Source organism: Aestuariivivens sediminis (genome assembly GCF_022662105.1).
Lineage (GTDB): Bacteria > Bacteroidota > Bacteroidia > Flavobacteriales > Flavobacteriaceae > Aestuariivivens > Aestuariivivens sediminis.
On the sequence record NZ_JAKMCP010000003.1, the window covers coordinates 177,817 to 192,541 of the forward strand.

Consider the following 14,725-nt stretch of genomic DNA (forward strand, 5'->3'; position numbering starts at 1 on the left):
TTTAGATATCATATGAAAACAATAGCGCTACACAGTATTCTACTTTTTTTAATGGTTTCATTATTTATAAACTGCTCGCCTAAATTGGCGCCAAACAGCAAAGCAGAAGCAGAGCCATTTAGAATGTTTTATCCCCGGCCACCGGATACTGCCAGACTTCAGTTTCTCACCAAATTTGACAGTAGTCTGGATTTTGGCAAAAAACGCTCCTCGTTTATGAGTAAGATTGTAGGTGAGGAAGCGCCCTTAAGTATTGGTAAGCCATATGGGGTTGAAATCAAAAATAGTAAAATATTTGTCTGCGACCTTGCCGGCCGTATCGATGTCATTGATTTAGTTGCAGAAAATATTAGACATTTTACGCCCATGGGCCAAGGCAAACTTTTAGCCCCGGTAAACATGGCGATTGATGACCAGGATAACATGTTCATTGTAGACATTAGAGCTAAAGTCATCAAGACCTTTAATAAAAATGGCAGTTTTACCGGGGCCATTGGTGGAGACGAATTAGTAAAACCCTCCGATGTTGACCTCATGAACAATAAATTATACGTATGCGACACAGACAACAACCGGATCAATATTTATGATAAAAATAGTGGAGCGCATTTAAGCTACATCCCAAAAGCAGAACCAAAAACGGAAGAATGGCTTTTCAAACCAACCAATATTTGTGTGACCGATAGCGAGATACATGTGTCAGACACCGGTGCCAATTGCGTTAAAACTTATACCCTTGATGGCCAATATGTACGAAAAACGGGTTCTTATGGCACTAAAGTAGGACAATTTGCAAGAACAAAAGGAATATCGGTCGATAAGGAAAACAACCTGTATGTGGTAGATGGGGCCTATCAGAATGTACAAATATTCAATGATAAGGGCGAAACCTTAATGGCTTTTGGGGCCATGAAAGGGTTGATAGGCGGCATGATCTTACCTACCTCCATTACTGTTGACTATGATAATATGGACTATTTTCTAAAATATGTAGACCCAAAATTTAACTTAAAATACATCATTTTGGTGGCCAACCAGTACGGCAATAAAATTAATATCTATGGCCGGATTGTGCCGAAATAAATTCAGGGGAAAGCTGTTTCATGAGCACCGCCTTTTTTGACCAACATCATGTAGAACAGGTTAGTAATTACATTAAGGAATGCAATGTTCAATAATAAACATACATATTTAGTTTTACTGCTACTCAATGTATTAGCCTGTTCACCTACAAGCACCTATAATATAAAATCCTTTTTTTTTGATGGTGTCCCACAACCACAATTAAAAATAACGAATGAAGAAGTAACTGAGTTGGGCGGACCAGTTGCTGACAGTACCATACTGTTTAAAGTGTCTGATAATATTCATCCCCCCTATAAAGAGCGAGCCTGTGCAGAGTGTCATTCCAAGGCCTATATGGGCGTACCTAAAATGAAGCAGCCTCAGCTGTGTTACCAATGCCATGAGGATTTTAGGCAGCAGATTGGATTTTTGCATGGACCGGTGGCCTCAGGCAATTGTACCCAATGTCACCATCCGCATCAGTCTAAAATCGAAAAATTACTGATACGCAATGGTCAGGACCTGTGTTTAAAATGCCATATTAAAGATAAAATAGTTAATAACAGGGTGCACACCCATATTGAATCCAAAAACTGTATGGCCTGCCACAACCCCCATGGTGGTTCAGATATAAATTATTTGAACAAAAATTCATGCTTTAGCTGCCATGACGACTTTACAGCTCAGAATGTGCACATACATGGCCCGGTGGCCTCAAGAGAATGCTCCATGTGTCATGAGTCGCATAAATCGTCAGCACCAAAATTATTACGTGATCCGGGAAATCAACTGTGTTTAAATTGCCATGGCATGCAGGACATTTTTGCGACTGCCTATCATAGCCCATATGAAACATCCGCCTGTACGGAATGTCATGACCCGCACAGCAGTGATCGAAAATATTTTTTAACCCTTAACACACCATGATTATGGACCTCTTTAAAGTTATTATGGTGTTTTTAACAGCAATGGCGTTTAGGGGATATGCTCAATCAGCTGGCGGATATAAGATTACGCCATGGCGCTTATTGGAATTCTCGGGGAACGTAGGCGTGCAAGGCATGCTATCTTCTGTTAAATATCAAAATGATACGACCTTGTTAAATCAATTGGACCGATCTCATTTTACCGGTATTGCCAAATTCAACAGCAAATCGTACGTGATGCATCCCAATTTATTGGTTCTGGATATCAACGCCAGCTATAACCCGGTGTTCAGTAATTTTGCTGCCTTAGGCCTACCGGACTTTGCCACCGAAATCATTCAGAAACAACTTTTTTTATCCTCAGAAATTCTAAAAGAACAGCCACTGAGTTTCAGGACCAGAATCAATTTATCAGAATCCACTGTAAATGTCGATAACATTGAAAGCTACGACAGAATCAACAAAAATTATGGCGCCTCGGCCTTATATAGGAACCGAGTATTAGGCGCTGTAATGCTAAATTATGACGCCAGAAAGTCTTTTTTAAAGAATTCCAGCATCGGACGTCGGCTGGATCAATCGGGTGATATTCTACAATTGAATGTATCCAAAGGAATTAATTCTCGTTTTTATACCAATTTACATGCAGTACACAGGACTGACAATACTGATGCTGCCGCACTCAATAAGGTGAGTTCAACAACAGATCGTGTTTCCCTAAATACAAATTATAAATTTTCAAAAGGATATAAAAATCGATTTAATTCCAATATAGATTATTTTAAACGGAGCCGGTATGCTTCCAGCGAAAGGCTGTCTTTTCTAAACCGATTGGATTTGAAATTGTCTGATAGAATGAGATGGTCAAATACCGCTAACTATGGCATTAATGGCTTTAAAAATGGAAATATTAAAACGTTAACATTTAATAGTTTTTTTACGCATACCTTATACCAAAGCCTAACCTCTACTGCAAATGTGGGGTACACCAACACAAAAAGTAACTTTATAAAGCAAACCAATTATAATTTTGCTATCGGTAACAGATATACCAAAAATATTCCGTTCAACGGTAAATTAAGGATCCACCATACGTACAGTAAAAGAATAAACAACACTAACGGTTTATCCACCATTTTTGAAGAAAACAATAAGGAATACAGACTTTCAGATAATGATGTGGTCTTACTTGGCCATTCCAATATTGCCAGAAATACGATTGTTGTACGAAATGATACCGGTACCTTGATCTATGAAGAGAACATAGATTATGTGTTATACGAAATCGGCAATTTTATTGAGATTCAACGCTTACCAGGAGGTTTGATTGAAAACAATACTACGGTTTTAATCAGCTATACGGCAAATCAAAACGGCGATTACACAATAAACTCAAATACGAACAGCTTTACAGCAGGTGTCACTTTATTCAAGGACATTATACATTTTAACTATTTTTTTAACAACCAAACCTTTAAGAATACCTCACTTATTATCTACGAGTCTGAAAATTATTATAAGAGCATGGGTTATGAAGGCAGCATTACCTATGATTTTTTTCAAGGCAGTTTGAGATATCAAAAATACATTAGCGACTTAGTACCTTACAGCCTGTTATCTTATAACATTAACCTTCGTGGCAATTTAAGGCAGAATATAATTTATAATCTCAACTATAATGGAAATGGCTATAGTTTGATTCAAGAAGCAGGCAGAAATGAACACAGAGAACGTTTAACGGGTATGCTGGCCTATGCCTTTAACACAAAACATAAAATAAATTTTACAATTGCCTATAATAAACGAAAAGTGAATGAAACGAAACGAAAATGGTTAAGCGGACAAGTTTCCTATAGAGCTAGAATTGGTCAATTATCTTTTATGACCAATGTTAATTTTTTTAACAGTCACACGGCATTTTATAAGGCTAATTTTATTGGAGGTCAAATCTCCATATTTAGAAATTTTTAAATCCATCTTAAAGTAAAACTATATATTATGAAACCTATAACAAGAATTAACGGCCAACATTGGATTGCAAATGTATTAAAAAGATATGTTTTCATTGCTTTTTTAATGATTTTCAGTATGGTTTTAAATGCTCAAAACAGCAAAATAAACACCTGTACAACAGAATGTCACCAACGTACGGTCAGAAAAGACATCCTTCATGGTCCGACGGCTACCGATTGTACCATATGCCATGAGCCCAATGGTAAGGAGCACCCCATAGAAGACGTATCGGCCTTTACCTATTTTGCCAAAGGGGCCGAACTGTGTTACTCCTGCCATACCGAACTTAAGGAAGAGCACAGCTTAAAATATGTTCACAAACCTACCAAAAATGGGGAATGTACCGAATGCCATGAAGTTCATAGCTCCAACGACCCAAAATTGGTATTTACCCAGGCCCCGGATCTGTGCTTTTTCTGCCACAGCGAATTTGATGATGACCGCGAGACTGCAGTATCTGTACATACCGCCTCCTATACCGGCGAGGCCTGTTTACAGTGCCATAATCCTCATGCCTCGACCCAAAGACGGCTATTGGTTGACAATAACCGAAAATTGTGCCTTAGCTGCCATAATAAAAGTATTAAAAAGGAGAATGGTACTACCCTGGCCAATATCGAAAAGCACTTAAAGGAAAGTACCCATGAGCACGGAGCCCTGGGCAAGACCTGTACCGGTTGTCACAGTCCCCATTTTTCAGAAATAGAACTGCTCTTAAAAGAAAGTTTTACACTGGGTAATTATGTTGAGGGCATCGAAGATAATTTCGCTTTATGTTTTCAATGCCATGACACGGACCTGTTGAACGTGGAGACCACTACTATTGGAACTGAATTCAGAAATGGGGATCGTAATTTACATTACGTGCATGTCAACAAGGTAAAAGGACGTAATTGTACCAATTGCCATGATGTTCATGGTGCCAAGAACAAGAAACTTATTGCTGCAACAGTTAAGTTTGGCCGTTGGGATATGCCTTTAAATTATATCCCAAACAACAATGGCGGCACCTGCGCGACGGGATGCCATGAAGAACGCGGGTATTCCCGAGTTGGCAGCAACACAACCAATGATGACTAGTGAATGAAAATAATTGTAAAAAATCCTATGAAACAACGAGGACATCTTACATACCGTAATGTTTTAAACGTTTTCCCTGTTATTATTTCGGTCATTGCCCTTATCCTATATTACCCTTCCTTATTTGGAAAATTTGTAATTGATGATGGTTCCTATTTCGATGATACGGTTTTAACCCACTTAAACCTGACGGATATCAAAGCTGTTTTTAGAGAATCCACCAACAGATGGGGTGAATTGTTACCCTTACGGGATTATTTGTATGTTATAGAATACAATGTATTTGCCGAATGGACCACAGGGTATCATATTATAAGTTTAATGTTATTTTTAGCTTCGGGATTTTTGGTCTATTACTGGACCAGAGTACTCTTTGAAAACCATGCATTTAAAGATCATACTGCTGCAAATAAGAATTGGCTCGTAAAAGTATCTGCCTGTATCCTCATGAGCTTCTTTTTATTAAATCCCATGTATGTGGAATCTGTCGCCTATATCTCAGGTCAAAAAGATATTTTATCGCTATTTCTGATCGTGGCTTCTTTTTTCTTTTTATATAAAATCGGAAGAAAATCTACTCAAAACGTAGTTTGGTTGTTTTTGTTTGGGGTACTCCTCCACTATTTAGCCGTTTTATCGAAACTCATCGCTTTAGCCAGCATTATTTTTATTCCTTTTTTATGGCTGATAACAAGCAATAAAAAATCTAGAGATATCTTAAAATTAGTTGGATTTTGGTTACTTGCCAATATTCCCGTTTTTATTTGGATCCAATATGTTTTCGCACAACCCAAGTTAACCGATATCATGATATCTACCTCAGTATACGAGAGAACTCTAAGGGCAATAAACATACTGGGCCATCACCTAAGCAGAATTGCCTGGCCCAATGAACTCAGTTTTGGTTACATTTTTTTATGGCGCAAGGAATATAATTTTCATTGGTATACTAATTTTGACCTCTTTACGGTCATTGGTCTGGTTTTCATTCTGGTCTTGATGGTCCTGTTTTTTAGATATCGTAATTCATTGATCACCTTGGGTATGCTGTTATTTATAATTTACCTGTTGCCCGTGCTATCGATTTTTCCGGATATGCCCAATGAAAAGATCTATGATCGCTATTTGGCCATACCGCTATTAGGCATATTCTTAATGGTATTGAGCCTTATGCAACTCATCTCTAGGTTGTGGCCTAAATCCAAAGTTGCACTGGCAGGCTTTGTCGTGTTTCTCTGGGTGTCCTGGTCTGTAATGACCGTTAATTATATTCCCACATTTAAAAGTGACCTGGCTGTAAGAGAAAACAGGTATAGATTAAATCCAAACAATGATTTTAACATCATGAATTATGTGAAGTTGTTGATAAGTGCTAAAAAGTTTGCACAGGCAGAATTTATAATTGAAAATATTGATACCAATGCAAATTTATCTGAATGCATTGTGGAATATTTATTAGGATTGAGTTATATGGATCAAAATAAAGTGGACCAGGCGGAAAAGCTATTATATTCTTCTTCAATTAAAGCGTCCAAGACACATGATTATCCGGACGCCAACTATTTATTGGCGGTAATTTACTTAAATAAAGGAAAGGTTGCATTGGCAGAAGCACTTTTGAAAGAACAATTGGCCCACCCCTACAAACCCTTATATCAAACTATACGAATTGAAAAATTATTGAAAGAAATACATGACAATAAAAAGAAATTAGAAAAATCGGACTAACAAAAAAGACCTATTGGTTCACTATGAAATACCCTTTTTAATTGTTTTGACAATATAGTCTATATCGTTGCCGTTCAACTCATAATAAAACGGCAAACGCACCAGGGTATCACTGTATCGGTCACTTTGGATGAGTGCTCTTCCGTCGTGTTTATTCCTGTAAAAAGGACTTTTATGCAGGCTTAAATAATGAAAAACAGCCAGGATTCCGTAAGCTTTCAAATGGGTAATGAGTGCGCTGCGTTGTTTCATATTTTTGCACACCATATAAAACATGTGCGCATTGTTGGTGGCGTAGTCGGGTGTGTGCTGCAGCATGATCCCCTTTGCATCGGCCCATTGATGTAAGCGCGTATAATAGGCATTCCAATGCTGCTTCCGTTGATTTTGGATGTCATCCAGATTCTCTATCTGTGCCCACAAAAAAGCGGCAAGAATATCGGAAGGCAAAAATGAGGACCCCAAATCTACCCAGCCGTATTTATCGACCTCCCCTCTAAAAAAAGCCGCCCGGTTTGTGCCTTTTTCCCAGACCACTTCGGCTCGATCCACAAATTGCGGGTCATTGATGACCAGCATACCGCCTTCACCTGAAGTTAGGTTTTTGGTTTCATGAAACGAAAAGGTCGCCAGGTGGCCGATACTTCCCAAGGGTTTTTTCAACCCATCCCCGCCTGTATAAAAGCTGTCAACAGCCTGTGCCGCATCTTCCACCACATAGATTTCATATCTGTTGGCCAGTTCCATAATGGTATCCATATCGCAGGCCACCCCGGCATAGTGCACGGGGACAATGGCCTTTGTTTTTTTGGTGATCAGGGCCTCCAGTGTATCCTTGTCGATATTGGGGTGGCTAGGCAAGCTATCGGCAAACACGATCCTGGCTCCCTGCCTCACAAATGCATTGGCCGTACTGACAAAGGTGTAAGATGGTACAATAACCTCATCGCCCGGTTGGATGTTCAATAAAATGGCCGCCATTTCCAGCGCGTCAGAACAGGACGTCGTGAGCAGACATTTTCCAAAACCGTAGCGCTGTTCAAAAAACTGCTGGCATTTATTGGTGTATTTTCCGTCGCCCGAGATATGACCTCCTTTTAAGGCATCCTCAATATAAAGGGTCTCCTTGCCCGAAAAATGTGGTTTGTTAAAGGGAATCATAGCATTACATTTTAATATGGTAGGTATGTTTAATGAGCATTTTATTTTCCGTCACTTTAATGAGTTCTCTACTAAAACTGCGATTTGGATAAGTTTTGAGATAAAATTCGTATACTATTTTAGCAAATAGCTTATAATAAATATCATTTTGAAAATACCATACGATATCCTTATTAAATATGGTATAGACCCCCAGATTTCTGTTGCCGGTAAAGCGTTCTATTTTGTCCTTGTTGACCGGACTCCCTGCCGACCACCCTAAAGAATAAGCCTTTGACATGTTAAACGGTAGGTTAAAAATGGGATAGTATTGCAGAATCACCCAGCTCACATAAAAAGGTTCGGGTCTGGCTTCTAGAGCAGCATGCATTTTTTCAGTTATTTCAAATTCGTTTATAATGGCATCCTTTGTCATGTTGAACTTCAACAGGGGTATAAAAAGAACAACAGCGCAAAAAACAATAAGGCCTGTTTTTACATAGTTTAAATGTTTAATTCCAATCCATTTAAAAATGCGGTCGAAAGACAAAAAATAAATAAGCATAAGACCCAAGGGCAATAGCAGACCAAACGCAATATGATCCTTTAAATTTCCTTCAATTACGATCAGAATGAAAACAGCAATAAGCACAATATATATGAAGTAGGCCAATACCTGTAGAAGTGCCTTTGTTTTGCGCTCTATTAAAAGAAACAGGATACAGCAAAACACCAATAGCCAATGGGTTTGCCTTTTAATAAAATCAAATAACGTTTTAAGTGAAATGCCTACATGTTCTAACAAGAAAGAGAGTGACCTCTTTTTGTTCAATCCCGGGTCATAATTGGCGACCCGTTTTAATTTTTCTTTTGTGAATTTAAGATGTCCCACATCCAGATTAAAACTTGCCATCAATTCAACATCTGCAATGCCCCACCCCATCGCCTTAAAAATTTCCATTTTATCAAATAACTGGCTGTTATCACTTGCCGTAACTTTAGATCGAATCTGGTTGAATTCTCGGTATTCCTGATATTCGGTATGGTTATGATAGACCAATTTGTCAATCATCATGGCCCCAAAACTTATGAGGACGGATAAGGCTATATACAGGAGTTTCCTATAGTGTTTGGAATAAATCAAATACACAAAAACAGGAACACCCAAAAGCATGATCATTTTAAAGACATCGGTCCGTATCAAGGCTCCCAGGACCATAAGAAACAACCCGAATCCAAGTTCAAAATGATTTTTATGTTCAGCGTTAGCAATTATAAGGATACCCCCTATCATGACCACAACTGCGACTTCACTGAAGGTAATAGTTAAAAGACTAGTCATTATTAAGGCCAGTATCAAAATATGCTTGAAAATTTTTAGCCAAAGGGATGCATTTTTAGTCGCAAACGCATATTGAATGGCAAAATAGCCCATAAACAGTGCGCTAAGCAAATACCAGGTGTACCAGTTTACCGTTGGAACATAGGTGAAAAAGAACTTTAACAGATAGCCAATAATGACATTGGTAAATAATAAAAATTCAGAAGGGCTACCGGAAACCGCACCCGATGCAATGGCATTCATGCCTGTATCGTCGTTCAGCTCGAAATAAACGGGTAATGAAGCCATGATAAGAGCGAATTCGATAAGACAAATTGCAAACAGTAGTAACTTATTGATATTTTTCGTGGTTCTTAACATGATTAAGGATTTAAATCATTTTTTACCTCTTGAAAGTATGATTAAACGCGGGATTACTATTAGAAAGCCAAGCGGCTTGGATGTTTTTATCAGTTCATTAAATAATAACACGCATATATAAAGCACAACAACAAAGGATAAACTCACAAAAGTACAAGCATATGACAGTTCGAACTTGGCCGATTTAACCATCATTATAAAAAAGGCTAAAAGTAAATCGGATAAGACCCAGAGATCTACTATAAGTTGAAGCCAAAACTTTGTCAAAGGAGCAAAACCTTCCGGCTTCATACCATTTATGTTTATGCACCATTTTAAAATTAGTTGTCCAAAAACAATAAACAAAAGCGTTAAAAATAAATAACTCATAATTAGAGTAATTAGAATGTCCTTAAAATGGTACCAGCCCATGAATAACCCACCCCAAATCCTGCCAATAAAATGGTATTGTCATTTTGAATTCTATTTTCATTTTGAGCATGATACAAAGCAATGGGAATAGTTGAGGAAACGGTATTACCGCAATGTTCCATCTTAATGTAAAACTTACTGTTAGGTATCTTGCATTTTTTCTGAAGACTTTGAAGCATAAAACGATTGGCCTGATGCAATATGAACAGATCTATATTGTCTTTATTTAGGTTGTTTTTTGTTACTGTTTTAGAAATTAATTTAGGCACAGATTCTAAAGTGAATAAGAATATTTCCGTTCCATTCATATATAAATGGTTGTCTGAATTATAATTGCCATACTCATCTATTACAGCTTCCTTTTCAGTTACCGGACTACGTAACGCTCCATTTTTTACGATTAGATTTTCGGCGCCTTTACCATCGGTACCATATTCAAATTCACCTATTTCAGCAAAACCATGCTCAGAGGAAATTAATGTTGCGGCAGCAGCATCCCCAAAAATGGTTCTATTGCTTTTATCCATAGGATGTATAAACTTGCTATACGTTTCAGAGGTTATCAGTAAGACGTTCTTTGCTTGTCTCGAAACGATAAGGGCTTTCGCAATTCCTAATCCATAGACAAATCCCGAACAGCCCAGATTCATATCAAATGCCCCAACAGATGTTTGCAAACCCAGTTTTTCCTGAACAATACAAGCCGTTGTAGGTAAAAAATGGTCCGGACTTTGTGTGCATAATATTAAATAATCGATTGTGGAGCGATCGATGGAATTTTCCCTAAAAAGTTTCTCGGCCGCCTTCACCGCCATGTCACCTGAAGTTTCATCATCAGCGGCTATACGCCTGTTTTCAATGCCGGTCTTTTCTGCAATTTTAGCAATGCTCCATTCAGGGAATTGTGTTTCAATAACGGCATTATCCAATTGATTACTGGGGAGGTAATATGAAATGGCTTGAATTAAGGCTTTAGCACTCATAGTTTCAAAATATTAATGAATGGAAGCTCCCCCATCAATAACGAGATTGGTGCCCGTAATCCAGGAACTGGCATCGCTCAATAAAAACACAATGGCATTGGCGACCTGCTCGGGGGTTCCATAACCGAGCGGATAGTTTTCTTTCTCATCCTTCTTAAGTTGATTTGAAGATATCGCCTCCAAGTTATCTACCATTTCAGTTAAGACCATTCCTGGGCAAACTGAATTAACCCTTATTTTTTTTGTTGCCATCTCCAAAGCCATAACCTTAATGACTGATGAAATTGCTCCTTTTGATGCGCTATAGCTTGTAGCACCATAATAAGTTTTACCAACACCAACCAAGGATGACAAAAAAACTATAGAGCTTTTACTATGTAATTTTCTTTTTTTTATTAGGTCCCTAGTAATCATCAGTGGCACATTTAAATTTAGGTTAAATATTTTATCTAATGCTTTTTGTTTTATAAATTGAAAGGGAACGTTATCTACAATGCCAGCTGAATGAACTATACCATCAAGTTGATCTATTGCTGCAACTAAACGGGTAATAGCATCTTCATTTTCAAAATCCAATACCAATTTCTGATGCCCGGATCCAGACAAATTTGTAAAAGTTTCATTTAGTTTTGATTCTTTTCTTCCTGTAATGAACAGGGTTGCACCCATCTCGGCACATAATATTGCTGTGGCTCTGCCAATACCCGAAGAGGCTCCGGTTATCAATATGGTTTTATTTTGTAATGTAAAAGGATTGCTCATACTATCAGATTTCTATCAAGTTCGGCATAGTTAAGTTTTCTGTAGTTAAATAACAACTTCCCCAGGAAAGACCAACGCCAAAGCCACAGAGCAGCAACCTGTTTTTGCCACTTGAGAGCTGTTCTTTTAGTTGTGTAACCATGGTTAAGGGTATGGAAGCCGAACTGGTATTGCCAAATTTTTCCAATGAATAGGGCACTTTTTCTTTTTCCAGTTTTAGTTTTTTTCGGATCATTTCATTCATCATTTTATTGGCCTGATGAAAAACGGCATAGTTGATATCACTATTTTCAATACTTGCATATTCAAATAGTTCCTTGACCGTTTTGGGAGCCTGAGTGATCCCAAACCCAAAAACATCCATGCCATCGAGCGCCAACTGGCATCCGTTTCTTTTAATCCCCTCTCCATAATCAACAACATCTAATGAATTGGTGTTGTAAGGGTTTTTGTAGCCTCCTTCTTCAATAATGATGGCCTTATACCCTGAGCCATCAGAGCCCATATTAAAATGTACGGGGTTGGCATCTTCTTTTCTTTCGATAATAGCAGCGGTAGCAGCATCTCCAAAAAGTAAGGCCGTACTTTTATCCTCGGGATTAATTGTTTTGGTAGAGGTATCTCCGCAAATTAAAAGTCCTTTTTTAAAGGCAGGATTTTGCATATAGGAAGCCAAAGTACTCAAACCATATATGAACCCAGAGCAGCCTAAGGTTAGGTCGAATGCCAAACAACCTTTGGATAAACCCAGTTTATCCTGCAAAATAGGAGCTGTATTAGGAATATTTAAATAATCTGGGGTTTGGGAAACAAAAATCAACACATGAATCTCATTTTTGTCAATATTCATGTCTGAGATCAATTTTCTTGCGGCTTCATATCCAAGATCGGATGTTGTCAGATTTTTACCAGCCACTCTAAATTCTGCCACACCAGTGGTTTGGGTAAATTTTTCGACATCTTCTTTAGGGAAATAACCATTCTCCGCATTGACTTTCCTTGTTTTTGGAACCGCTGCGGCGATCCCTGTGAGTTCGATATGTTGAAATGAAAAATTAGCCATGAAAAATATTTTTAACTCTTTTCTAAATAATTAAGAAGCTTCGAAATACGATTATTTGCAAAAAATTCCTCCTTTTTTAAAATTAATTCGAAAAAATCATTATTCTGAAATCCAGTATTTATCTTAAACCCTAATTGCTTATTATATGATAGTGCTTTTTTATTAGTTTTTAAAACATGAATAATCTGAGATTCTAAGTTTAATTCTTCAAAGGCAAATAATAGTAATGAGAATGACCCTCTTAAAGTGAATTCACTTTCCCACAAACTTTTATTTTTTAAAAATACACCGGGTTCACCTGTTTTCTTTTCAAGATCAATATCTTTAATACTGTATACACCAAAAGGCTCATTGTTGTAAAATGTGAAATAGTAAAAATTAGTTTTTCTATCTAAAGATTCATACCATTTTAAATGATCCTCAGGGCTTATGATCTTTTGATAGATCATGTAGGGACGGACATCATCTGAATTTCTCCACTGCCTCAGCATTTCAAGCGTGTCCATAGACAACCGCTTAAAAGTCACACCAAGCCTGGAAAATTCAGAATATTCCATGTTATTTCACTTTTAACTTTTCAAAAATATCTTTAACCGTTTTGGAATTCCTGATATCGTCACCCGTTAATTTTACATTATAGTTTTCATCTGCCATCGCAATGATCACCAAGGCCATTAATGAACTCCATTCATCAATGTCTCTAAATATAGTGTCCGGAGTTATACTATTAGGTTCTACTTCTTCAAATTGTAACTCGAAATCTTTAACAAATTGGGCTAATTCCATACTATAGATTTTATTTTTTTAATGTATTATTTTTCTTGTCAATTATAAATGGAGGTCTGTTTTTAGTTTGCTCGAATACTTTCCCAACATAAATACCCACCACACCAATAACGGTAATCACGATGCCTGATAAAAACCAGATGGATACCATGAGTGAGGTGTAACCCATGACACCCACTTCTCCATTTAAATATTTGTATATAGTGTATATACCCAGGCACATGGAGATAAAGGAAATGGTGAGACCAAATCGTACAAATAATTTTAAAGGTTTATTAGAATAGGATAAAATGGTGTTGTAAGCAAAAGAAAACAGCTTCCCAGGGCTATACGAAGTCTTCCCACTGTGCCTTGCTGCATGTTCTACTAAAACAATAGTAGAATTGTAACCCGAAAAATAGACAAACAAAGGAAAGGACTTGATATAGTCGCCCATACTTAAAACCGAAGCAATTACTTTGTTATGATAGATCCCAAAGTTGGCGATACCATTATCGGCTTTTATTCCTGCCAGATAGTTGAAAATGATGGAAAATAGTTTGGAAGATGCTTTTTTTAAGAAGCTGTCCTTTCTGTTATTTCTTTTGGCAAAAACCACATCATAGCCTTCAAGTGCTTTGTTGTACAATTTTGCTATTTCTTCAGGTTGGTCTTGCAGGTCGCAGTCCACCACCACCACCCAGTCACCTTGTGCTTGGGTCAATCCCGCCATAATGGCCGGGTGCTGACCAAAATTACGGCTTAAGCGTATGCCTTTAAGGTGCGCGTTCCCTTTTGACAAGGTTTCAATCACCTTCCACGAATTGTCAGGACTGCGGTCATCCACTAAAATAATCTCATAATCGGGCGTTATGCTTTGAACCGATTTTTCAATACGCTCTATCAGTATCGGAATGATGCTTTCTGCTTGGTATACCGGACTGACAATGGAAAGTGTCATAGATTATAAAATAAAATGGTAAAGCGTTAAAAATCAAATATAAAGCTTAATCGCCGGAATTCGTATGACAATTATCATACGACTAACCATTCAAAATGATTGGACCTAAGTACAATCCTTATGATT

13 protein-coding genes are annotated in these 14,725 nt (G+C 37.6%); 5 read left to right on the forward strand and 8 right to left on the reverse strand.

Annotated elements, in window-relative coordinates:
* The first annotated feature begins 84 nt into the window (after positions 1–84).
* The 5 genes from MR054_RS08740 to MR054_RS08760 all read left to right on the forward strand — a co-directional run bounded on the left by MR054_RS08740 (position 85) and on the right by MR054_RS08760 (position 6,812).
* Positions 85–1,083 (forward strand): NHL repeat-containing protein, encoded by a 999-nt coding sequence (locus tag MR054_RS08740; protein ID WP_242157531.1) that lies wholly within the window; start codon positions 85–87, stop codon positions 1,081–1,083.
* A gap of 84 nt (positions 1,084–1,167) precedes the next feature.
* Positions 1,168–1,992: a cytochrome c3 family protein gene (locus MR054_RS08745; protein ID WP_242157532.1), complete on the forward strand. Its 825-nt coding sequence runs from the start codon at positions 1,168–1,170 to the stop codon at positions 1,990–1,992.
* Positions 1,993–1,994: 2 nt separating this feature from the next.
* Entirely contained in the window at positions 1,995–3,962 is a 1,968-nt protein-coding gene (locus MR054_RS08750; RefSeq protein ID WP_242157533.1) for a hypothetical protein, read from the forward strand.
* A 27-nt stretch (positions 3,963–3,989) separates the two neighbouring features.
* The gene (locus tag MR054_RS08755; protein WP_242157534.1) at positions 3,990–5,084 is read left to right on the forward strand and encodes a cytochrome c3 family protein; all 1,095 of its coding nucleotides are present in this window, start codon (positions 3,990–3,992) and stop codon (positions 5,082–5,084) included.
* A gap of 27 nt (positions 5,085–5,111) precedes the next feature.
* Entirely contained in the window at positions 5,112–6,812 is a 1,701-nt protein-coding gene (locus tag MR054_RS08760; protein ID WP_242157535.1) for a tetratricopeptide repeat protein, read from the forward strand.
* 21 nt (positions 6,813–6,833) lie between these two features.
* Here the strand turns inward: MR054_RS08760 and rffA are convergent, their stop codons facing one another.
* The 8 genes from rffA to MR054_RS08800 form a co-directional block, all read right to left on the reverse strand.
* The gene (gene rffA / locus MR054_RS08765) at positions 6,834–7,973 is read right to left on the reverse strand and encodes a dTDP-4-amino-4,6-dideoxygalactose transaminase (RefSeq protein WP_242157536.1); all 1,140 of its coding nucleotides are present in this window, start codon (positions 7,971–7,973) and stop codon (positions 6,834–6,836) included.
* 4 nt (positions 7,974–7,977) lie between these two features.
* The gene (locus MR054_RS08770; protein WP_242157540.1) at positions 7,978–9,654 is read right to left on the reverse strand and encodes a hypothetical protein; all 1,677 of its coding nucleotides are present in this window, start codon (positions 9,652–9,654) and stop codon (positions 7,978–7,980) included.
* Positions 9,655–10,034: 380 nt separating this feature from the next.
* Positions 10,035–11,048 (reverse strand): 3-oxoacyl-ACP synthase III family protein, encoded by a 1,014-nt coding sequence (locus tag MR054_RS08775; RefSeq protein WP_242157542.1) that lies wholly within the window; start codon positions 11,046–11,048, stop codon positions 10,035–10,037.
* A 12-nt stretch (positions 11,049–11,060) separates the two neighbouring features.
* On the reverse strand, positions 11,061–11,810 hold the full coding sequence (locus tag MR054_RS08780) for an SDR family NAD(P)-dependent oxidoreductase (RefSeq protein ID WP_242157543.1): 750 nt from the start codon (positions 11,808–11,810) through the stop codon (positions 11,061–11,063).
* Positions 11,811–11,814: 4 nt separating this feature from the next.
* The gene (locus tag MR054_RS08785; protein ID WP_242157544.1) at positions 11,815–12,873 is read right to left on the reverse strand and encodes a 3-oxoacyl-ACP synthase III family protein; all 1,059 of its coding nucleotides are present in this window, start codon (positions 12,871–12,873) and stop codon (positions 11,815–11,817) included.
* A gap of 11 nt (positions 12,874–12,884) precedes the next feature.
* Positions 12,885–13,430: a GNAT family N-acetyltransferase gene (locus MR054_RS08790; protein WP_242157545.1), complete on the reverse strand. Its 546-nt coding sequence runs from the start codon at positions 13,428–13,430 to the stop codon at positions 12,885–12,887.
* Position 13,431: 1 nt separating this feature from the next.
* Positions 13,432–13,659, reverse strand: a complete 228-nt coding sequence (locus MR054_RS08795; protein ID WP_242157546.1) for an acyl carrier protein — start codon at positions 13,657–13,659, stop codon at positions 13,432–13,434.
* Between the two features lie 10 nt (positions 13,660–13,669).
* Entirely contained in the window at positions 13,670–14,599 is a 930-nt protein-coding gene (locus MR054_RS08800; RefSeq protein WP_242157547.1) for a glycosyltransferase family 2 protein, read from the reverse strand.
* Between the last annotated feature and the right edge of the window lie 126 nt (positions 14,600–14,725).

Bases quoted from the DNA above. Each gene is read 5' to 3' on its own strand.
- MR054_RS08745 (WP_242157532.1), top strand. From the start codon at position 1,168: ATGTTCAATAATAAACATACATATTTAGTTTTACTGCTACTCAATGTA.
- rffA (WP_242157536.1), bottom strand. From the start codon at position 7,973: ATGATTCCCTTTAACAAACCACATTTTTCGGGCAAGGAGACCCTTTAT.
- MR054_RS08785 (WP_242157544.1), bottom strand. From the start codon at position 12,873: ATGGCTAATTTTTCATTTCAACATATCGAACTCACAGGGATCGCCGCA.
- MR054_RS08795 (WP_242157546.1), bottom strand. From the start codon at position 13,659: ATGGAATTAGCCCAATTTGTTAAAGATTTCGAGTTACAATTTGAAGAA.
- MR054_RS08800 (WP_242157547.1), bottom strand. From the start codon at position 14,599: ATGACACTTTCCATTGTCAGTCCGGTATACCAAGCAGAAAGCATCATT.
- MR054_RS08750 (WP_242157533.1), top strand. From the start codon at position 1,995: ATGGACCTCTTTAAAGTTATTATGGTGTTTTTAACAGCAATGGCGTTT.
- MR054_RS08755 (WP_242157534.1), top strand. From the start codon at position 3,990: ATGAAACCTATAACAAGAATTAACGGCCAACATTGGATTGCAAATGTA.
- MR054_RS08760 (WP_242157535.1), top strand. From the start codon at position 5,112: ATGAAACAACGAGGACATCTTACATACCGTAATGTTTTAAACGTTTTC.
- MR054_RS08790 (WP_242157545.1), bottom strand. From the start codon at position 13,430: ATGGAATATTCTGAATTTTCCAGGCTTGGTGTGACTTTTAAGCGGTTG.
- MR054_RS08775 (WP_242157542.1), bottom strand. From the start codon at position 11,048: ATGAGTGCTAAAGCCTTAATTCAAGCCATTTCATATTACCTCCCCAGT.
- MR054_RS08780 (WP_242157543.1), bottom strand. From the start codon at position 11,810: ATGAGCAATCCTTTTACATTACAAAATAAAACCATATTGATAACCGGA.
- MR054_RS08770 (WP_242157540.1), bottom strand. From the start codon at position 9,654: ATGTTAAGAACCACGAAAAATATCAATAAGTTACTACTGTTTGCAATT.